General features: G+C 73.6%; 12 protein-coding genes and 1 pseudogene. 4 read left to right on the top strand and 9 right to left on the bottom strand.

Annotated elements, in window-relative coordinates:
- Window positions 1-20 precede the first annotated feature (20 nt).
- From ACFU95_RS13625 to ACFU95_RS13615, 3 genes are all read right to left on the bottom strand, one after another.
- A complete protein-coding gene (locus ACFU95_RS13625) occupies window positions 21-8,144 on the bottom strand; it encodes an SDR family NAD(P)-dependent oxidoreductase (RefSeq protein WP_383826323.1) in 8,124 nt (2,707 codons plus the stop codon).
- An 86-nt stretch (window positions 8,145-8,230) separates the two neighbouring features.
- A complete protein-coding gene (locus tag ACFU95_RS13620) occupies window positions 8,231-8,842 on the bottom strand; it encodes a nucleoside deaminase (RefSeq protein WP_383826320.1) in 612 nt (203 codons plus the stop codon).
- 168 nt (window positions 8,843-9,010) lie between these two features.
- Window positions 9,011-9,391, bottom strand: a complete 381-nt coding sequence (locus ACFU95_RS13615) for a winged helix-turn-helix transcriptional regulator (RefSeq protein ID WP_383826318.1) — start codon at window positions 9,389-9,391, stop codon at window positions 9,011-9,013.
- Window positions 9,392-9,535: 144 nt separating this feature from the next.
- Between ACFU95_RS13615 and ACFU95_RS13610 the strand changes: the two genes are divergently transcribed.
- Both ACFU95_RS13610 and ACFU95_RS13605 read left to right on the top strand, forming a co-directional pair.
- On the top strand, window positions 9,536-9,943 hold the full coding sequence (locus ACFU95_RS13610; protein WP_383826315.1) for a RidA family protein: 408 nt from the start codon (window positions 9,536-9,538) through the stop codon (window positions 9,941-9,943).
- A gap of 152 nt (window positions 9,944-10,095) precedes the next feature.
- Window positions 10,096-11,214, top strand: a complete 1,119-nt coding sequence (locus tag ACFU95_RS13605) for an XdhC family protein (RefSeq protein WP_383826313.1) — start codon at window positions 10,096-10,098, stop codon at window positions 11,212-11,214.
- Window positions 11,215-11,239: 25 nt separating this feature from the next.
- Here the strand turns inward: ACFU95_RS13605 and ACFU95_RS13600 are convergent.
- Window positions 11,240-11,737: pseudogene (locus ACFU95_RS13600) on the bottom strand (metallophosphoesterase family protein); the annotation flags it as partial.
- A gap of 184 nt (window positions 11,738-11,921) precedes the next feature.
- On the opposite strand from ACFU95_RS13600, the gene ACFU95_RS13595 reads away from it, so the two are divergent.
- The gene (locus ACFU95_RS13595) at window positions 11,922-13,862 is read left to right on the top strand and encodes a glycosyltransferase (protein ID WP_383826310.1); all 1,941 of its coding nucleotides are present in this window, start codon (window positions 11,922-11,924) and stop codon (window positions 13,860-13,862) included.
- A gap of 4 nt (window positions 13,863-13,866) precedes the next feature.
- Window positions 13,867-14,478 (top strand): dTDP-4-dehydrorhamnose 3,5-epimerase, encoded by a 612-nt coding sequence (gene rfbC / locus ACFU95_RS13590; RefSeq protein WP_383826308.1) that lies wholly within the window; start codon window positions 13,867-13,869, stop codon window positions 14,476-14,478.
- Window positions 14,479-14,500: 22 nt separating this feature from the next.
- Here the strand turns inward: rfbC and ACFU95_RS13585 are convergent, their stop codons facing one another.
- From ACFU95_RS13585 to ACFU95_RS13565, 5 genes are all read right to left on the bottom strand, one after another.
- Window positions 14,501-15,307, bottom strand: a complete 807-nt coding sequence (locus tag ACFU95_RS13585) for a class I SAM-dependent methyltransferase (RefSeq protein ID WP_383826305.1) — start codon at window positions 15,305-15,307, stop codon at window positions 14,501-14,503.
- A complete protein-coding gene (rfbD, locus tag ACFU95_RS13580) occupies window positions 15,294-16,175 on the bottom strand; it encodes a dTDP-4-dehydrorhamnose reductase (protein ID WP_383826302.1) in 882 nt (293 codons plus the stop codon). The genes ACFU95_RS13585 and rfbD overlap by 14 nt, the downstream gene beginning before the upstream one ends.
- Window positions 16,172-17,161, bottom strand: coding sequence for a dTDP-glucose 4,6-dehydratase (gene rfbB, locus ACFU95_RS13575; protein ID WP_383826300.1), 990 nt, complete (start codon window positions 17,159-17,161; stop codon window positions 16,172-16,174). The genes rfbD and rfbB overlap by 4 nt, the downstream gene beginning before the upstream one ends.
- Window positions 17,158-18,225, bottom strand: a complete 1,068-nt coding sequence (locus ACFU95_RS13570; RefSeq protein ID WP_383826298.1) for a glucose-1-phosphate thymidylyltransferase — start codon at window positions 18,223-18,225, stop codon at window positions 17,158-17,160. The genes rfbB and ACFU95_RS13570 overlap by 4 nt, the downstream gene beginning before the upstream one ends.
- 94 nt (window positions 18,226-18,319) lie before the next feature.
- Window positions 18,320-20,779: a SpoIIE family protein phosphatase gene (locus tag ACFU95_RS13565; protein ID WP_383826295.1), complete on the bottom strand. Its 2,460-nt coding sequence runs from the start codon at window positions 20,777-20,779 to the stop codon at window positions 18,320-18,322.
- Window positions 20,780-20,784: the final 5 nt, after the last annotated feature.

The raw sequence follows: 20,784 nt of genomic DNA, 5'->3' as shown, positions 1-20,784 counted from the left end.
TAATGCTCAACAAACCTGGCTCAGATACTCGGCCCCTCGGTCGTCCGCGCGTCGATCCAGGTGCGGATCGCCGACACGGTTGTCTCCGCGTGGTCCTGCAACATCGTCAGGTGGTCGCCGGGGACGTCCACGACGTCGTGCGCCGTCGGCCAGGACGTCCGCCAGGCGTCCCCCTCCGCGGAGGCAGCCATGGCGGGCGTGGGTCGCAGTGCCCGCAGCAGAATCGTGGGTGTGTCGACCGGCTCGGGGACCCAGCCGAGGAAGATCCGGTTGTAGGCGCCCATCGCGGCCAGGGCGGTGTCGTCGTCCCCGGCAAGGATGGCCTGTTCGGTGCGGCCGGTGGCCTGCGGTGCCGGGGCGGCCAGGGACAGCAGCCAGTCCGTACCGCTGTTGTCCGGGGTGATGTGATAGGTGTCCAGCAGCACCAGACCGTTCGGTGCCCGCCCCATGCTTTCCAGGTGGTGGGCCACGAGGTGTGCCACATTGCCGCCCGCCGACCGTCCCACGACCACGAAAGGCCCGTCCCCGACGTGCCGCAGCACGCTCTCGGCCTGCGTACGCGCAAGGGCGCCGCGGTCCTCCGGTACGGCGGCACCGGCACCGATACCCGGGTGCGGGAACTCCAGGACGTCCAGGTCGTTCCTGAACGCGCGGTGGAAGCGGGGGAAATCTCCGCCGTCCGAGGCGAGTGAGGGATGGTAGGCCGGGAAGTAGGCGATCGTCGGCCTCCCGGAGCCGGGGCGACCGTGGGCGCGGCGGATCGGGGGCAGGGCGTGCTCCCGGCCGTGGGCGGCCGTGAAGGTGGGCAGCGCCCAGGACGCGGTGACGAGCAGGTGCATCGCCGCCACCGGCCGACCGGCGGCACCGACCGTCCGGAACAGCGAGGAGAGGCTGTACGAGGGCCGCTGGGCCACACCCGCCTCGGGGGCGGCGGCCCCGGCGGCCGGTTCGCCGTCCAGCAGGCCGAGCAGATGGCGGGCCAGTTCCTCGGCCGTGCGGTACTCGAACACGACCGCCGCCGACAGCCGGAGCCCCAGCCCCGTGCTCAGCCGGTTGCGGATCTGGACGGCGGTCAGGGAGTCGAACCCCAGGTCGGCCAGGGCCCTTCCGGCCGGGAGCGCGTCGGCGTGCGGGTATCCGAGCACCGCGGCCACGTCGGCCCGCAGCAGCGCCACGAGCGCCCCCTCCCGGTCGCCGGAGGGTATGGGGGCCAGCCGCTTCCGCCAGGCTCCCGGCTCCGGCGGCTGCCCGGGCGAACCGGCGGAGCCGAAGCCGGTCGACGCGGCGGCCGGGCGGCTCCGCCGGACGAGTCCGCGCAGGGGTGCCGGCAGGTGCCCCGCGCCGGACCGAAGCACCGCCCGGTCCACGAGGACCGGCGCCAGGACCGGATCCGTCGAGCGCAGCGCGACGTCGAACAGGGCCAGGCCCTGCCGCGTGGACAGCGGCACGAGCACGTCGCGTGACCGCGGACGCTGCCCGGGCTGTCCCGCCGCCATGCCGTCGGCGTGCTCCCACGGACCCCATGCCAGCGAGAGCGCCGGCAGTCCCTCGGCGGAGCGGCGGAGGGCGAGGGCGTCGAGGAACGCGTTCGCGGCCGCGTAGTTGCCCTGGCCCGCCCGGCCCAGCAGACCGGAGACGGAGGAGAACACGACGAACGCCGACAGCCCCATGTCCCGGGTCAGTTCGTGCAGATTCCAGGCCGCGTCGGCCTTCGGCCGCAGCACCGCCGCCATTCGCTCGGGCGTCAGCGAGTCCAGCACGCCGTCGTCGAGAACCCCGGCGGCGTGCACCACGGCGGTCAGCGGTGGCTCGCATCGGCGGATCACGTCGGCCACCGCGGCACGGTCGGCCGCGTCACAGGCGACTATTGCGACCTGCGCGCCCGCCTCCTCCAGTTCGCGGCGCAGTTCCTCGGCGCCGGGTGCCCGCGGCCCGCGGCGTCCGGTCAGCAGCAGATGCCGTACGCCGTGTCCGGCGACCAGGTGCCGCGCCAGTTCCGCGCCCAGCGCGCCGGTGCCTCCGGTGATCAGCACCGTACCGTCCGCGTCGAGGGCGGCCCCCTGCTCGGAGGCGGCATCGGCGGCCGCCAGTCGCGGAACCGTCATCTGTCCGTCCCTCAGGCGGAGTTGGGGCTCTCCGGTGGCGACGGCCGAACGCAGCAGACGCAGCGACTCGGGCCGCCCGTCCACGTCCGCCAGGACGACACGGCCGGGCAGCTCCGACTGCGCCGAACGCACCAGCCCCCAGACCGCGGCACCCGCCGGATCCGGTACCGGCCCGGTGGCGTCCCGCGTCACGACGACCAGCCGTGCGCCCGCCGTGTCCGGATCGCCCTGCCAGTCCTGGAGCGTCGTGAGTACCCTGCCGGTCAACTCGCGTACGTCCGGCAGCGGATCGACATCGCCCGTGGGAGCGACGGCTGTGACGGCGACGAAATCGGGGTTTCCGGCACCGGGCAGGGCGCCCGGCAGGAACTCGACGAGGTTCAGCGCGTCCGGTCCACGTACCGCCCAGACGCCGTCATCGGCGTCGCCGGGAGGGTCGCCGGGAAGTTCGAGGGTGGTCCACTGCGGGCGCAGCAGTGCACGTCGTACGAGGCCGTCCCTCGTGTCGGCCGTCATGTCGGCCGTCATGTCCGCTTGGTCGGCCGGGAGTTCCCTCATGGCCAGTGACTCCACGCGCGCCACGAGCCGGCCCGACGGATCGGCCAGGGTCAGCGAGACCGTGTCCGGGCCCGTCGGCGTCACGCTGACCCGCAGCTCCGTGGCTCCCGAAGCGTGCAGGCTCACCCCGCTCCACGCGAACGGCACCCGCACCGTGCCCGCATCGGTGGGCGCGACCAGCAGCGGCGCGTGCAACGCTGCGTCGAACAGCGCCGGGTGAAGCCCGAAGCGACCCGCATCGGGGGCGTGCGAGGCGGGCAGCCCGACCTCCGCGAAGATGTCGTCGCCACGCCTCCAGACCGCGCCGACGCCCTGGAAGGCCGGCCCGTAGGCGAGCCCGGCGTCGGCGAGGGCGGCGTACGCGTCGGTGAGCTCCAGGGCCTCGCCGTCCCGGGGCGGCCACGGGGCCGGCTCGCCCTGCGCCGTATGTCCGCGGCCCAGTTGACCGGTGACGTTCCGGGTCCACCGCTCGTCCTCGGTGGCTTCCTCCGGCCGGGAGTAGATGTCGACCGGCCGTCGGCCCTTCTCGTCCAGCGCGCCCACCACGACCTGCACCCGCACGGCCGCGGAACCGGGCAGAGGGAGCGGCGACAGCATCACGAGGTCGTCGACCGCGTCGCAGCCGACCTCGTCGCCCGCCCGCACGGCCATCTCCACGAACACCGTCGCCGGCACGATCACCCGCCCGGCGACGACATGGTCCGCCAGCCACGGGTGGGCGGCGAGGGACAGCAGCCCGGTCAGCACGGTCCGTTCGGTGTCCGGCACCAAGAACGCCGGGCTCAGCAGCGCCCGCTCGTCGGCCGCGGCGGGGCCCGGCGCGTCCAGCCAGTACCGCTGCCGCTGGAAGGCGTACGTCGGCAGGTCCACGCGCCGCGTGCCGGAACCCGCGTACACGGCCGCCCAGTCGACGGCGGCCCCTGCCACGTGCAGCCGCGCGACGGCCGACAGGAGCGTCTCCGGTTCGTACGCGCCGCCCCGTGTGGCCACGGCGAGAAGGGCGCCGCTCGTCGCGGTGCCGGACAGCGAGTCCATGGCCGCCGCGGTGAGCGCGGGCCCGGGACCGAGTTCCAGGTAGGCGGAGATCCCGTCGTCGGAGAGCCGGCGCACGGCGTCGGCGAAGCGCACGGGCAGCCGGGCGTGCCGCGCCCAGTACTCGGGCGAGCACAGTTGCGCGGGCTCGGCGGGCCGGCCCGTCACGGTGGAGACGATCGGGATGCGCGGCGGCCGGAACGTCAACTCCCGTGCCACACTCAGGAATTCGTCGAGCATCGGCTCCATCAGGGGTGAGTGGAAGGCGTGGCTGACGCGCAGCGGTACGGCTCTGCGGCCGCGCGCCTCGAAGTCGGCCGCGACCGCGCGCACGGCGTCCCGCGCGCCCGAGATCACCACCGAGCGGGGCCCGTTGACGGCGGCGACGGCCGGCCCCGCCCCGAACCGCGCGAGCGCGGCGACCGCTTCCTCCTCGGTCGCGTCCAGCGCCACCATCGCGCCGCCCTCGGGCAGCTCCCGCATCAGCCGTCCGCGAGCGGCGACGAGCGCGGCCGCGTCCGGCACGTCGAGCACGCCGGCGACATGCGCGGCCGTCAGCTCGCCGACGGAGTGGCCCACGAGCCGGTCGGGCCGCACACCCCACGACTCCAGCAGCCGGAACAGCGCCACCTCGAAGGCGAACAGTGCGGCCTGCGCGAAGTCCGTACGGTCCACGAGGGCCGCTTCCGGTGACCCCGGATCGGCGGACAGCACCGCGCCCAGGGGCCGCGGGAGACGATCGTCCAGGTACCGGCAGACCTCGTCGAAGGCATCGGCGAAGACCGGGAAGGCGGCGCGCAGTTCGGCGCCCATCCGGGGGCGCTGGGCCCCTTGGCCGGTGAACAGGAAGGCCGTCCGGATCTCCGGGTCCGCCAGTCCCCGTACGACTCCGGGTACGTCCCGGCCCTGCGCGAACGCGCTCAGCGCGTCCAGCATCCGCGCCCGCTCACCGACCGGCACGAGCGCGCGATGGGTGAGCGCGGAGCGCGACACGGCGAGGGAGTAGCCGATGTCGGCGGGCGCCAGGCCGGGCCGGTGCGCCGCTGCGGCCGCGAGCCGTCGGGCCTGGGCGCGCAGGGCGGTTTCGTCGGCGGCGGAGAGCAGCCACGGAACGGGCGGCGCGGCGGCCGTCTCCCGGGAGTCCGCCAGGCCCGGAGAGTCCGTGTGCGTGTGCTCCGGAGAGCCCGCCGGGTCCGGGGAGTCCACCGCCCCTTGAGCGTCCGCCCTCTCGCTCCGCGGCGCCTCCTCCAGAATCACATGCGCGTTGGTGCCCCCGATACCGAAGGCCGAGACCCCCGCCCGTCGCGGACGGTCTGTGGCGGCCGGCCACGGCCGGGGCGCGGTCAGCAGTCGCACCCGGCCCGAGGCCCAGTCGACGTGCGGGGTGGGCGAGTCGGCGTACAGGGTGCGGGGCAGTTCGCCGTGCCGCATGGCCTGGACCATCTTGATGACGCCGGCGACTCCGGCCGCGGCCTGCGTGTGCCCGAGGTTGGACTTGACCGACCCGAGCCACAGCGGTTCCTCGCGGCCCTGTCCGTAGGTGGCGAGGAGGGCCTGCGCCTCGATGGGGTCGCCCAGTCGGGTGCCCGTACCGTGGGCCTCCACCGCGTCGACGTCGGCGCCGCGCAGCCCCGCGTCCGCCAGCGCCTGGGTGACCAGACGCTGCTGGGCCGGGCCGTGGGGTGCGGTGAGCCCATTGGACGCGCCGTCGGAGTTGACGGCGGAGCCGCGGAGCACGGCCAGCACCGGATGGCCGTTGCGTCGCGCGTCGGACAACCGCTCCAGCAGGACGAGTCCCACGCCCTCACCCCAGGCCGTGCCGTCGGCCGATGCCGCGAACGACTTGCAGCGCCCGTCCGGCGACAGCCCGCGCTGCCGGCTGAAGACCAGGAACGGGTTGGGTGTCGCCATCACCGTGACGCCGCCCGCCAGCGCCAGCGAGCACTCGCCCGAGCGCAGCGCCCGCGCCGCCCAGTGCAGCGCCACGAGCGAGGACGAACACGCGGTGTCGACCGTGATCGCGGGCCCGCGCAGGCCGTACGCATAGGAGATCCGTCCGGAGGCCACGCTGCCCGTCGAGCCCAGGCCCAGCTGTGCCTCCAGTTCGTGGGGGCCGGTGAGGCGGCCGGCGTAGTCGCCGTACATCACGCCGACGAAGACGCCGGTGTCGCTCTCGCGCAGCGACGCCGGGTCGATCCCGGCCCGTTCCCACACCTCCCAGGACGTCTCCAGGAGCAGCCGCTGCTGCGGATCCGTCGCGAGCGCCTCACGCGGCGAGATCCCGAACAGCCCGGCGTCGAACTCCCCGGCCCGGTGCAGGAATCCGCCATGGCGCGTGTACGACGTGCCGACCCGGTCGGGATCGGGGTCGTACAGGGCCTCCAGGTCCCAGCCGCGGTCGGTGGGGAACTCCGATATGGCGTCCCGGCCCCGCGCCACCAACTCCCAGAGATCTTCGGGTGATTCGACGTCACCTGGATACCGGCAGCCCATGGCCACGATCGCGATGGGATCGTCCTGAAGCGACGCCCGGTTCCGTTCGCCCTGTGCGGGCGACTGTCCCACGGGCTCGCCCTCGAAGAGCGCGGCGCGCAGGTACCGGGCCACCGCGGCCGGCGTCGGGTGGTCGAAGACGAGCGTCGGCGGCAGGCTCAGGCCGGTCAGCGCACCGAGCCGCTCCACCAGCCCGACCACGCCGACGGAGGTCAGACCGACGTCGACGAACGGACTGTCGGCGTCCGGCAGTTCCCCCGGCGCGTGCCGGCAGACCTCGGCCGTCTCGGTGAGCACCGTCTCGCGCAGCGCGCGCTCCTGGTCGTCGCGCGAGAGGGACAGCAGCCGCTCGCGCAGGGCGGTACGGGCCGGTCGGGCGGCATGGGGTGTCGCTGCCGCGACCGGGGCGGCCTGGGCAGGGGCGGCGAGCTGGTGCCGGGCGATCTTGCCGGACGCGGTGCGCGGGACGGCGGCGATCTCGCGGATCTCGGTCGGCACCTTGTGGTCGGCCAGCAGGGTACGGCACTCGGCGAGCACCCGCCGTGCGTCCATCCCGCCCGGACCAGGCACGACGAAGGCGACCGGGACCTCGCCGAGCACGTCGTGCGGCGCCCCCACGACCACCGCGTCCAGCACTCCGGGACACTGCGCGAGAGCCTGCTCGATCTCCGTCGGGTGGATGTTCTCGCCGCCGCGGATGATCAGCTCGCTGACCCGGCCGGTGAGCCGGAGATGGCCGTGCTCGACGCGGCGGCCGAGATCCCCGGTGCGGTACCAGCCGTCCCGCAGCGCGGCGGCCGTCGCCTCGGGCTGCTCGTGGTACCCGGTCATCAGGCCGGGGCCGCGCACCCAGACCTCGCCCTCGGCCCCGTCCGGGACGTCCGCGCCGCTGCCCGGATCGACGAGGCGCAGGTCCACACCCGGCACCGGGAGCCCGCAGGAGCCGTCGACCCGGGGCCCTTCCGGCCGGTTCACCGTGATCATGCCGCAGGTCTCGGTGCTGCCGTACGCGTCGAGCAGCGGCGTCCCCAGGGTGGCCGCCACGGCGGCGCGCAGCGCGGGACCGCTCGGCGCGCCGGCCACGACGCACATCCGCAGCGCCTGCGGGGCCTCGCCGGCCGAGTCGACCAGTTGGTGATACGTCGCGGGCACGCCGGCCAGCATGGTGAAGGGCCCGCCGAGCCCCTCGTGTCCCGTGACCAGTTCCCGCCACAGGCCGCCCGGCGGCAGCAGCTCACCGGCGATCCGGGCGCTCGCGCCCACCGCGGTCACGCCCAGGATCGCCAGGGAGTGGCTGAAGCTGTGGAACAGCGGAAGGGGCCAGAGCAGACGGTCGTCGGGCGAGAGGCCGAGAATCGGGGCGTAGCAGGCGGCCACGGTCCACAGCGCGGCCCGCTGCGTGGACAGCACGCCCTTGGGCCGGTGGGTGGTGCCGGAGGTGTACAGCATCCAGGCCGGGTCGTCGAGCCCGAGCGTGTCGATCTCCGCGGCCCCGTCGCCCTCGGCCGCGCTCTCGAACGGCCGGGCGCCGTCCGGAGCCACCGGTCCGTTCCCGCTGACCAGGACGCCCAAGCGGTCGTACGGCGGTCCCAGGCGCCGCAGTCGGGCGAGGTGCGCGGCGTCGGTGATGACGAAGGCGGCACCGCTGTCCTGGAGGAAGTGGGCCAGCTCGGCGTCGGAGGACCGTGGATTGAGCGGGACGCCGACCATCCCGGCCCGCAGCACGGCCAGGCAACTCTCCACCGTCTCCACGCTGTTGCCGAGGCAGAGCGCGACGCGGTCGCCGCGCCGCAGTCCCGTCCGGATGAGATACGCCCCCAGCGCACGCGTGCGACGCTCCAGCTCGGCGTAGGTGACGCTGCGCGCGGAGTCGGCGTAGGCGATCCGCCGCGGTGCCCGCCCGGCGTGCTCCTTCAACAGGTCCGGCACCGGCCGGATCAGCTCGTCACGCCTCATGTCCCCGCCCTTCAAGTCCCTCGCGCCGCAACGATGTTGAGCCTACGTGGACGTGAACGTGGACATGGACATGGGCATGGAGCGGCTCAGGACGCCTCGGCCCGGGGTGGGTCCGGGAACCTCTCGCGCAGCCGTTGGGCCTCCCGGAAGAGGTGGCTGGTGTGCTCCGCGAGTACGCCGCCCAGGAGGAGCTCCGGTGTGTAGAAGGAGTGCGCGGCGGCGGCCACCTCCCGTGCGGACAGGTCGATCTGGATGATCCCGGTGCCACGGATCTCGTCGATCGAGCTTGCCCAGACGACGCGCCGCAGGTTCGCCCACGCCATCGCGCTCATGCACATCGAGCAGGGTTCACCCGTGGTGTAGAGGGTGGTGTCGGCCCAGCCCCGGTTGCCGTGCCGCCGCACGTAGTCGTTCATGGCGACCACTTCGCCGTGCAGCAGCGGACTGTCCGCCCCGGTGTTGACCCCGCTGCCCAGGACGTCACCGGTGCGCGTGTGGACGATCACCGCGCCGAACGGCCACCGGGGGTTCTGCCGGGCCTGCTCGACGGCCAGCCACATGAACCGGTCGTGAGCGGTGCCGCCGGTCCGCCGGTCCGTCGCGGTGCTCGCACCGGCACCGGCACCGGCGTCGGTGGCCGCGTGACCTTCCGGGAGCCCCTGCCGGGGAACGGCGAACGCCGCCGCGACTCCCGTCATCACGGCGGTGCACCTGCCGAGGAACCGACGCCTGCCCGAGTCCATACGCTTCCCCTCACCGTTCACCGACGACTCCGCAACGAAGTCGAATCGTGACAGATCGTGTCCAACGCGGCACCGGCTCACGCTTCCGCGTGGCGTCTACTCGGAAGAGGTGACGAGATCCGGTCAGGCGCCGAACCGGCGGCGGGCGACCTCGATGTCGCCGAGGTACCGGTGGGTCCAGTCGCACATGCCGGCGATCGTGACGCGCAGGGCCCGGCCGGGCTCGGTGAGCGTGTACTCGACCCGTGGCGGCACGGTCGGGTGGACCGTCCGCTCGACCAGGCCGTAGCGCTCCAGCATGCGCAGGTTCTGGGTGAGCATCTTGTGGCTGATGCCCTCCACCCCGTTCCGCAACTCGCCGAACCGCAGGGTGCGCTCACCGAGGCACTCGATGATCAGGAGCGCCCACTTGTTCGCGAGGTCGGAGAAGATCTCCCGCGCCAGCGAATCCGCACGGGTCAGGTCGGCGTCTTCGGGCGAGCCCGTGAACTGCTTGGTCACCATCTGGTTCCTCAGTCACCGAAAAGTACGTTCTTCCACGTCAGGGCTCACTCTCCTACGGTGACCGAGTAACCACAAGTGGCGCGAGCGCTCCCCTGGTACGCCGTCGGCGAGCCAGGCGGGGCCTCCTGGAGAGGAGCCGACAGCATGGCCATCACCTTGGTGAACCCCACCGGACTGCCGCAGGTCGACGCCTACCGGCAGGTGTCGGTCGCGACGGGGTCGAAGCTCGTCTTCGTCGCCGGACAGGTCGCCTGGGACGCGGACGGGGTGACGATCGGCGAGGGCGACCTGGCCGCGCAGGTCGAGCGGTGCTACCTCAACGTCGGCACCGCTCTGGCCGAGGTCGGGGCCTCCTTCGACGACGTGGCGAAACTGACGGTGCACGTCGTCGACTGGACCCCCGACAAGATGCCGCGGCTCCTGGAGGGGATCGCCCGCGCGGCGGCGAAGCTGGGGGTGACCGCGGCGCCTCCGGCCACACTGCTGGGGGTCGCGGCACTCGACCTACCCGATCATCTCGTCGAGGTCGAGGCCACCGCCGTGCTCGACTGAACAGGGCGGCAGGGCGGCCGTCGGCGCACATGACGTCCGCCGCCCACAAGGTCGATACTGCTGGAAGCGACCATTCGCCTCGCTTGCCCTGACCCGGCCGACCTCCTGGTCAGAGGCCCATCGGTCGAGATCACGAGGAGGTACCCACGGCCATGCGTGACATCCTCCCGGTGATCGGCCCCTGGCACACGGCCCGGCTGCCGTTCGGTCTCGCCACGGTGGTCGCCACCAGCCGCAGCGCCCCGCGCGAGGCGGGGGCCGCGATGGCGGTGGGCCCGGACGACGAGGTCGTGGGCAGTGTGTCCGGCGGCTGCGTCGAGGGGGCCGTGTTCGAGCTCGCGCGGGAGGTCGTGGCGAGCGGCGAGGCGCGGCTGGAGACCTTCGGGTACAGCGACGAGGACGCGTTCGCGGTCGGGCTCAGCTGCGGTGGCGAGATCACTGTGCTGGTGCGTCCCGTGACGGCCGACTCGGACCCCTCCTTCGGTGCGGTCGCGCAGTCGGTCGCGGCGGGTCGTCCGGTCACCGTGGCGACGGTGACCGACGGGCCCGCACCGCGCGGGGCGACGCTCGCCGTGTGGCCCGACCGGGTGACCGGCACGCTCGGCGCCACCGGCCTGGACGTGGCGGTCACGGCCGACGCACGCGGCGAACTCGCCCTCGGCGCCACGGGGCTGCGGCACTACGGCCCGCACGGCGAACGCCGCGAGGACGCGGTCACCGTCTTCCTGCACTCCTTCGCGCCGCCGCCGCGCATGCTGGTGTTCGGCGCGATCGACTACGCGGCCGCGGTCGCCCGCATCGGCGACTTCCTCGGCTACCGGGTGACGGTGTGCGACGCCCGCCCGGTCTTCGCCACCCCCAAACGCTTTCCGGAGGGCGTCGAGGTCGTCGTGGACTGGCCGCACCGCTACCTGAGTGGCACCGACACCGACGAACGCACCGTGATCTGCGTGCTCACCCACGACCCGAAGTTCGACGTACCCCTCCTCCAGGAGGCACTGCGCCGGCCGGCGGCGTACATCGGGGCGATGGGCAGCCGCCGAACGCACGACGACCGGACGCGGCGGCTGGCCGAAGCAGGGCTCGGCGAGGGCGAGTTGGCCCGGCTGCGCTCCCCGGTCGGGCTCGACCTCGGCGCCCGTACGCCCGAGGAGGTCGCCGTGTCCGTCGCCGCCGAGATCGTCGCCCTGCGCTGGGGCGGCAGCGGCGCCCCGCTGACGGCGACCGCCGGCGCCATCCATCCGCGGCGCGAGGCCGGCACCGAGGGGTAGGGGGCGCCGCGGGCGGCGGCCGTCCGCGCGGAGGCAGCCGGTGCAGTTCCACGTCCGTGAGGCGGCCCTCGGTCACGGTCGCGGTCAGGTAGGTGCAGTGGGGCTGCCGGCGGCGGTCGGTCGGGGACCCGGGGTTGAGCAGGCGCAGGCCGGTGGGGGCCGTGGTGTCCCAGGGGATGTGACTGTGGCCGAAGACCAGCACGTCGAGGTCGGGGAACCGGGCCGCGCAGCGCGCCTCGCGGCCCTGGGCGGGCCCGGTCTCGTGGACCACGCCGAAGCGCAGGCCGCCGAGCCCGACGTACGCCACCTCGGGGAGCCGGGCGCGCAGATCCGGTCCGTCGTTGTTGCCGTAGACGCCGACCAGCCGGGCGCAGCGGCTCTCCAACAGGTCCAGCGTGGCCCCGTCGACCCAGTCCCCGGCGTGGAACACCACGTCGGCGCGCGGGAGTTCGGCGAGCAGTTGCTCGGGCAGCGCTTTGGCGCGTTTGGGCAGGTGGGTGTCGGACATCAGCAGCAGGCGCACGCCGTCAGGCTATCGGCGTGGGTGATCTTCCGGCCGTCTCTCCACGCCCGGCAACGGTCGTTGAGCGGTGGACAAAAGGCGTGACAGGGTTAGGATTTGGCCACGAACGCCGAAATCCGACGCAAACGAGCGACGCAAGCGCCCGCCGCGAACGCCCAGCGACCCCTAGGGGGCTCGGAGACCGATGCCGGTCAAGGTCAGCGTGGTCGTCCCCGTGTACAACCCGGGGGTCTATGTCGAGGACTGCATCGCGTCACTGCTGCGGCAGTCGATGGCCCCGGACGAGTACGAAGTGATCTTCGTCGACGACGGTTCCACCGACGACACGCCGGCCCGGCTCGACGCGCTCGCCGCCGCGGAACCCCGGGTGAGCGTGGTCCACCAGGAGAACTCGGGCTGGTCGGGCAAGCCCCGCAACGTCGGCATCGCCGCCGCCGGGGGCGAGTACGTGATGTTCGTGGACCACGACGACCACCTCGGCGACGAGGCCCTGCAACGGATGTACGACTACGGCGTGGCCAACGGCGCCGATGTCGTGGTCGGCAAGATGGCCGGCAAGGGCCGCGCGGTGCCGGTGGAGCTGTTCCGCCGCGACCACCCCCGCGCCACACTCGCCGACGCGCCACTGATCGACAGCCTCACCCCGCACAAGATGTTCCGCCGCGCCTTCCTCGACGACATCGCTCTGCGGTTCCCCGAGGGCCGACGGCGCCTGGAGGACCACGTCTTCGTCACGGAGGCGTATCTGCGCGCGAGCAACGTCTCGGTGCTCAGCGACTACGTCTGCTACTACCACGTCCGCCGGGACGACGCCTCGAACGCCGGATTCCAGCGCTTCGACCCGGGCGGCTATTTCAAGAACCTCCGGGAGGCCCTGGACATCGTCGAGCGGTACACCGAACCGGGCCCGCAGCGCGACCGGCTCTTCCGGCGCTGGCTGCGGGTGGAGATGGTCGAGCGGATGCGCGGACGGCGGCTCCTCGCCCTCCCGGCGGACTATCGCCGGGAACTGTTCGCGGAGATCCACCAGGTCGTCGTCGAGCGCTTCGGGCCCGGCGTCGCGGCCGGGCTCCAGCCGACTCAGCAGGTCGTCGCCGCACTGATCGCCGCCGACCGGTACGACGACGTCGAGGCCTTCGCCGAGTGGGAGACCACCATCGCCCTCACGGCCGCCCCCGAGCACGTGGCGTGGCGGGACGGCGCGCTGCGGGTCGGTTTCACCGCCGAGTACGCCTCCGCCGGCGAGCCGATGGCCTTCGCCGCGGCCACGGCCCGTACGCCGCCCGACGAACCGCCCGAGGACCTGGCCGCGGCCGTCGCCCGGGTGGCCGCCGACACCGTGGCCCTGTTCGGCCGGGCGACCGCGGACCTGCTGGTGCGCGAGCGCGCCGGCGGAGCCCAGTACTTCCAGCCGGTCGAGTGCACCCGGGAGGAGGTGCCGGCCGGCGACGACGGACGCGTCCGGCTGGTGCTGCGCGCGACCGCCACCGTCGACCCCGCCGCCCTCACCGGGGCCGGCCTGTGGGACGTCGTCGTCCGCGTCAGGCTGGGCGGCTGGACCAAGGAGTGCCGCCTCGGCCCCGCCCCGCGGGCGAACCGCCCCGCCCCGTACGCCGCGGTGTCCGGCGGCCACGTGGTCCTGCCGTACTGGACCTCACCGCACGCCCATCTGGCCCTGGACGTCGACCGCGCGACCCGCCGCGTCGGGCTGGACGCCCTCGCGCCGCACGACGTCACGGCCTCGGGCGACCGGCTGCGCGCGCCGCTCCCCCTGCACGTCCCCGCCGAGGGCGCCGAGGTGTCGCTCCGTCTCACCTCGTCCGGCACCACGCATGACGTGCCGGCCGCCCTGTCCCCGTACGGGTCCGGGGCACTGCTGGAGGCCGTGCTGCCCCTCGGCGCGCTGCGGGGAGCGCTCTGGCGGGTGGCGCTCGGCACGCCGGGGCCGCGTCACCTCGCCCTGCCGTTCGCGCTGCGCGCGGGCGCGGGCGGAGTGCGCGTGGTGCGCGCTCCCCGCCCCAGCCGGCTACGACGGCTGGCCCGCGGGGCGCGGCGCAGGCTCGGCACGGCCCTGGGGCGAACGGCGGCCCGGCTGCGGGCCCGGGCCCGGAGCGGGAGGAGGTGACGGCATGCGCGCGCTCGGCATCGAGGGAGCCTGGGCGCTGGAGCCCGAGGTCTTCCCGGACGACCGGGGCGGTTTCCACGAGTGGTACCGCGGGGCGGCGTTCCGCGAGGCCACCGGCTACGACCTGTCCCTGGCGCAGGCCAACTGCTCGGTCTCGCGCTGGGGAGTACTGCGGGGTGTGCACTTCTCGGACGTGCCGCCAGGGCAGGCCAAGTACCTGACGTGTCTGCGCGGCGCCGTCCTCGACGTGGTGGTCGACCTGCGCGTCGGCTCCCCCGGCTTCGGGCGCTGGGAGGCGCTCCGCCTCGACGACGACAACCGGAACGCGCTGTTCCTCGCGGAGGGCCTCGGGCACGCCTTCATGGCGCTCACCGACGACGCCACCGTGGTCTACCTGTGCTCGACGGGGTACGCCCCCGAGCGCGAGCACGGCGTCCACCCGCTCGACCCCGAGCTGGCCATCGCCTGGCCCGAGGGCGTCCCACCGGTCCTGTCCGCCAAGGACACACATGCGCCGACGCTGGCGGAGGCGCGGGATGCCGGGCTACTGCCGTCGTACGAGACCTGCAAGGCCCACTACGCCCGGCTGCGCACGGGACGTTCGGATCAGGGCTGACGAACGACAACGCGTCGCGGCACTACGAACGGCTGCCGGCCACACCCTCCACCGCCTGCCGCAGTGGCTCCCAACCCCGCGCCCGCCCCAGCCCCAGCGAGCGAGCCCGCCCCAGCCCGCGCCAGAAGCCCGCCCGGAGCAGCACCTCGGGGGCCACCACCCCCGTCCGGTCCAGGATCGCCTCGGGGACCTTCTGCGGATCGGGAACGTCGTACTCGGCGACGATCTCGTCGTACCGGTCCCGCAACACCCTGGTGCGGGGATCGGCCCCGAAGACGACGAGCTGCCCCGTGGGCCGGGTGTCTACGAGCACGGTCACCAGGTCGGGACGATGGCGTCCGAGGATCTCGGCGATCTTGTACACGTCACCGGTCCAGGCACCGGTGTGCCGGTCGCGGGCCGCCTCGTCGGCGTTGCGCGGCAGCATGTCGTCGAAGACGATCACGCTGGTCCAGTCGGAGTGCCGCTCGATGTTCATGAAGTCCCGCAGCGCGTACTCGAACAGGTGCATGCCGTCGATGAACGACAGGTCGAGGACGGGCCGCCGCCAGGAGCCGAGCGGGCTGCGGCCCCGGCGCAGATTGCGCAGCGGGTGGCGGCCGCCCTTGAGATGGACGAGCGGGTTGTCGCGGGCGAAGAAGTCGTCGCTGGTGGCCTTGACCAGGTGGACGTCGCAGCGGATCTCCGTGACGACCTTGAAGGCGGGGTCGACGGCGATGGTGGGGACGCGGGAGAGCCTCAGGCTGCGGCCGTCGTTGACGCCGATCTCCAGGTAGTTGCGGTTGCCGCTGACCTTGTGCAGTTCGCGCAGGAACTCATGGCGTTTCACGCAGTGCCTCCTTGCGGATCCGGGGCAGTGCCTCGTGCAGGGCGGTGCGCCAGTCACGCGGTCGCGGGAGGCCCAGCCGCTGCCGACGGCCGTGCGCGAGGACGCTGTAGGCGGGGCGTGGGGCGGGCCGCGGGAACGCCTCGCCGGTGACGGGGCGCACCCGGTCGGGGTCGGCGCCGAGGTGCGTGAACACCTCGCGGGCCAGGTCGTACCAGCTGGCCTCACCGGCGTTGGTGGCGTGGAAGACGCCGGTGGCGTCGCGCCCGACGCGCGGGCCGAGGTCGGCGATCGTCGCGGCGACGTCGGCGCTCCAGGTGGGCTGGCCGCGCTGGTCGTCGACGACGTCGACGGTGTCCCGGCGGGCCTCCAGCTCGATCATCGTCCGGACGAAACTGCGGCCGTGGACACCGTAGAGCCAGGCGGTGCGCACGACGGCGCTCGCCGCCGGCAGTTCGTCCAGTACGGCCCGCTCACCGGCGAGTTTGGTGCGGCCGTAGGCGGTGCGCGGGGCGGTGGGGTGGTTCTCGGGGTAGGGGGCCCGGGCGTCGCCGGCGAAGACGTAGTCGGTGGAGACCTGGATCAGGCGGGCCTCGTACGCGGCGCAGATGTGGGCCAGCAGGCCCGGCCCGTCGCCGTTGACGCGCAGGGCCCGGCCCTCGTCCTTCTCGGCGTCGTCGACGGCCGTGTACGCGGCGCAGTTGACGACCAGGTCGGGGTGGTAGGCGGCGAAGGCGCGGTCGACGGCGTCGGGACTCGTGACGTCGAGGGCGGTGTGGGCGAGGCCGGCCACCTGCTCGCCGCGCGCGCAGAGTTCCTCGACCATGTCGTGGCCGAGCATGCCGCCCGCCCCGGTGACCAGCCACCTCATGCGTGCTCCCCGTCGACGCGCCGCTTGAGGGGTTCCCACCAGGAGCGGTGGTCGCGGTACCAGGCGACGGTGGCGGCGAGGCCGGACGCGAAGTCGTGGCGGGGCCGGTAGCCGAGTTCGGTGCGGGCCCTCGTCCAGTCGAGGCTGTAGCGCAGGTCGTGGCCCTTGCGGTCCTCGACGTGCCGGACCCTGTCCCAGTCGGCGCCGCATGCCTTCAGCAGCAGGGCGGTGAGGTCCCTGTTGGTCAGCTCGGTGCCGCCGCCGATGTTGTAGACCTGGCCGGGGCGGCCCTGGGTGCGGACGAGGTCGACACCGTGGCAGTGGTCGTCGACGTGCAGCCAGTCGCGGACGTTGAGGCCCTCGCCGTAGAGGGGGACCTGCTCCCGGTCGAGGAGGTTGGTGATGAACAACGGGACGACCTTCTCGGGGAACTGGTGGGGGCCGTAGTTGTTGGAGCAGCGGGTGACGCGGACGTCCAGGCCGTGGGTGCGGTGGTGGGCGAGGGCGAGCAGGTCGGAGGAGGCTTTGGAGGCGGAGTAGGGCGAGCTGGGGCGCAGGGGGTCCTCCTCGGTGGCCGAGCCGGTCTCGACGGAGCCGTAGACCTCGTCCGTCGAGATGTGCACGAAGGGGGCGACGCGGTGGCGCAGGGCCGCGTCGAGCAGGGTCTGGGTGCCGAGCACGTTGGTGAGCACGAAGTCGCCGGCGCCGGTGATCGAACGGTCCACATGGGACTCGGCGGCGAAGTGCACCACCTGGTCGGCCTCGGCCATCAGCTTCTCGACCAGTTCGGCGTCGCGGATGTCGCCCTGCACGAACTCCAGCCGGGGATGGTCGAGTTCGAGGTTGTCGAGGGTGCCGGCGTAGGTGAGCTTGTCCAGCACCGTGACGCGCGGCGCCTCGGGAGCGCCGGGGGCGTCGCGGGCGAGCAGCTTGCGCACGTAGGTCGAGCCGATGAAGCCGGCGGCGCCGGTGACGAGAAGGTTCATGTGTGGATCTGCACCTTGCTGTGGTCTCCGAGGACGAGGCGGTGGGCGCTGGGGACACTGGGCGCGGGCGTGACCTCGACGTGCCGCCCGATGAGCGAGGACTCGATCCGGCCCACCCCGTCGATCGAGGAGTCCCGCAGCACGATGGAGAACTCCAACTCGCTGTCGGTGATACGGCAGTTCTCCGCGATGGAGGTGAAGGGGCCGACGTAGGAGTCCTCGACGAGGGTGCCGGTGCCGACGACGGCGGGGCCGACGATGCGCGAGTTGACGATGCGCGCTCCCTCCTCGACGACCACGCGTCCGACGGTCTGCGAGGCCTCGTCGACGTCGCCGTCGATGCGGCGGGCGAGGCCCTCCAGGACGGTCCGGTTGACCTCCAGCATGTCGGCGACGTTCCCGGTGTCCTTCCAGTAGCCCTTGATGACCGTGCAGCGCACCTCGGCGCGGGCGTCGATCAGGTGCTGGAGGGCGTGGGTGATCTCCAACTCGCCGCGCCAGGACGGCGTGACGGCGCGGACCGCGTCGTGGATCACCGGCGTGAACAGGTAGACGCCGACCAGGGCGAGGTCGCTCTTGGGGTGCTCGGGTTTCTCCTCCAGGCCGATGACCTGGCCCGCGTCGTCGAGTTCGGCGACGCCGAAGGAGCGCGGGTCCTGGACGCGGGTGAGCAGGATCTGGGCGTCGGGGCGGTTGCGGCGGAACTCCTCGACGAGGCCGGCGATTCCGCCGACGATGAAGTTGTCGCCGAGGTACATCACGAAGTCGTCGTCGCCCAGGTAGTCACGGGCGACGAGCACGGCGTGGGCCAGACCCAGCGGGCGTTCCTGGGGTATGTAGGTGATCTCCAGGCCGAACTTGGAACCGTCGCCGACGGCGTCCTGGATCTCCGCCGCGGTGTCCCCGACGATCACTCCGACCTCGGTGATGCCGGCCGCGGCGATGGATTCCAGCCCGTAGAAGAGCACGGCCTTGTTGGCCACCGGGACGAGCTGTTTGGCCGAGGTGTGCGTGATCGGCCTCAAGCGCGTACCGGCGCCGCCGGACAGCACGAGAGCCTTCATCGGTTCACCTTAGCCCCGATTCCGCCGATTTGACGGTTCCGGGACGGCCTCGTTCGTCACGGCCGTGGCGGCGGCCGTCGACCGTTGTCCGGTCTCAGCCGCCGAGCGCGATCTCGCACCACACCTGTTTTCCGCCACTGACCGGGACCGTTCCCCACTCCGCCGCCATGGCCTCGACGAGGAGGATCCCCCGGCCGCCGGTGGCCTCCCAGCCGATGCCGGCCGGCTTGACCGGGGTGCGGGGCGAGGAGTCGGCGACCGCCACGCGCAACCGACGGTTGACGAGGGTGAGGTCGAGGCGGACCCGGCCGTCGGTGTGCACGAGGGCGTTGGTGACGAGTTCGGAGACGACGAGCAGTACGGCGTCCCGGTCCGGCGGCGGCACGCCCCAGGTGCGCAGGGTGCGCCGGGTGAACCGGCGGGCGTGGCCGACGGCCTGGGGGACGCGCCACACCGTCCAGCTCTCCCGGAGCGGGCGTACGGCCATGCCGTCGTAGCGCATCAGCAGCAGGGCGATGTCGTCACTGCGGCGTGCGCCCACGAGCAACGCGTCGGCGACGAGGCCGAGGTGGGCCGGGTCGGAGCGGGTGAGATCGCGGGCGAGCCGGTCCATGCCGGTGTCGATGTCGGCGTCGGCGGACTCGACGAGGCCGTCGGTGGTGAGGGCGACCACGGTGCCGGGGCGGAGCCCGAGCGGGCTCATCGGGAAGTCGGCCTGGCGCAGTACGCCGAGCGGCGGGCCGCCCTCGGCCTCGGCGATCTCGGTGGTTCCGTCCGGGTGCCGCAGCACCGGCGGGAGATGGCCGGCGCGCACGCACCAGGCGGAGCCCTCCTCCAGGTCGACGTCGACGTAGGCGCAGGTGGCGAAGAGGTCGGTCTCCATGTCCATGAGGAGGCGGTTGGCGTGGTGGACCACCACGTCCGGCGGGTGTCCCTCGGCGGCGTAGGCGCGCAGCGCGGTGCGCATCTGGCCCATGAGGGTGGCGGCGGCCGCGCTGTGGCCCTGGACGTCGCCGATGACGAGGGCCACATGGTTGTCGGGCAGCGGGATCACGTCGTACCAGTCGCCGCCGACCTCCAGACCCGCCGTGGTGGGCAGATAGCGTGCGACGGCCTCCGCGCCGGGCAGCCGGGGCAGGCGGCGCGGCAGCAGCTGGCGCTGGAGCATGCCGACGAGTTCGTGCTCGGCGTCGAAGGCGTGGGCGCGTGACAGGGCCTGGCCTGCGAGGCCCGCGGACGCGGTGAGCAGGGCGCGTTCGTCGGGACCGAAGTCGTGCGGGGCGTCCCAGCCGATCAGACAGGCACCGGCCATGCGGCCCCCGGCGGGCAGCGGCAGGACGGCCAGGCCGCCGGGGCCGACGTCGGCGAGGGCCGGTTCCAGCGGGGCGCCCGCGGGCCAGATCTGGGCGCGGCCCTCGCGCAGGGCGGCGGCGAGGGTGGGCATGGCGCGCACGGGCGCGTCGGGCCATTCGGTACGCCACTCCAGGCGCCACAGCTGCGGCCAGGACTCGGGGTCGGGCGGGTCGAGGACGGTGACGACGAGGCGGTCGTTCTCCAGCTCGGCGAGCGCCATGCGGTCGGCGCGCAGCGGCCCCCGCAGGGCGGTGACCACGGCGTGGCTGACGTCGCGGACGGTGCCTGCGGTGGCCAGCGCGGCGGCGAGCCGCTGGACGCGGGCCACGTCGGTGACCTCGGCGCGCAGGGTGGCGGCGTCGGCGACGGTGCCGACGAGGCGGGCGGGCAGGCCCTCGCCGCCGGGCAGGAGGCGGCCGCGCAGCCTGAGCCACCTGGGCGGGCCGGCCGGCCGCACGACCCGGAACTCCAGTTCGCGCTCGCCGAGCGACATGTGACCGGCCTCGACGACGGACATCAGCGACGGCAGGTCCTCCGGGACGGTCAGGCTCAGCAGGGTCTCGACCTTGCCGTCGAACGCGTCCGGGCCGAGGCCGAACAGCGCCAGGATGTCGTCGCCGACCTCGACCCGGCCGGTGTCCATGGCGAGGCTGAACGCGTTCGCCCGCAGCTCGCCCCCTTCGGCCGGGGCGGGCAGGGCGGGGAGGGCCACGGCCTCGGCGACCAGCTCCAGGCACGCGCGATCGTCGGCGTCGAAGCCGCCGGGGCGCTCGCTCACGGCCAGCAGGCAGCCACCGCCGCCCTCGTCGCCGGGGGTGGGCAGGGCCGCCACGAAGAAGTCCCGGGCCGGTGCTCGGCGGGACTCCGCGCCGGCGGCCAGTTCCGCCGGGCCGAGCCACACCGGGTTTCCGGTGCGCAGGGCGCCGGCCGCGGCGGACCGGCCGGCGCGGGGGTAGCTGTCGCGCAGCCCGTAGAGCGTCCTCGGCACACCGGCGGACTCGACCAGGCACAGCAAATCCTCGTCCTCGCCCGGCGCGTACACGGCGGCGAGTGCCGCGCCGCTGAAGACGAGTGCCTGTTCCAGCACCCGGCGCAGTCGCTGCGGCGACTGCGGGTCGGCGAGGACCGTCCTCAGGGCAACTTCGGCACGCAGCCTTCTCGTTCCGCGTTCCGCGGCGCCCTCACCGACCACGTCCGCCATTACAG

Source organism: Streptomyces sp. NPDC057623 (assembly GCF_042800355.1).
Classification (GTDB): domain Bacteria; phylum Actinomycetota; class Actinomycetes; order Streptomycetales; family Streptomycetaceae; genus Streptomyces.
The sequence above is the reverse complement of the archived record's forward strand: the minus strand, read 5'-3'. Positions and strand labels throughout refer to the sequence as shown.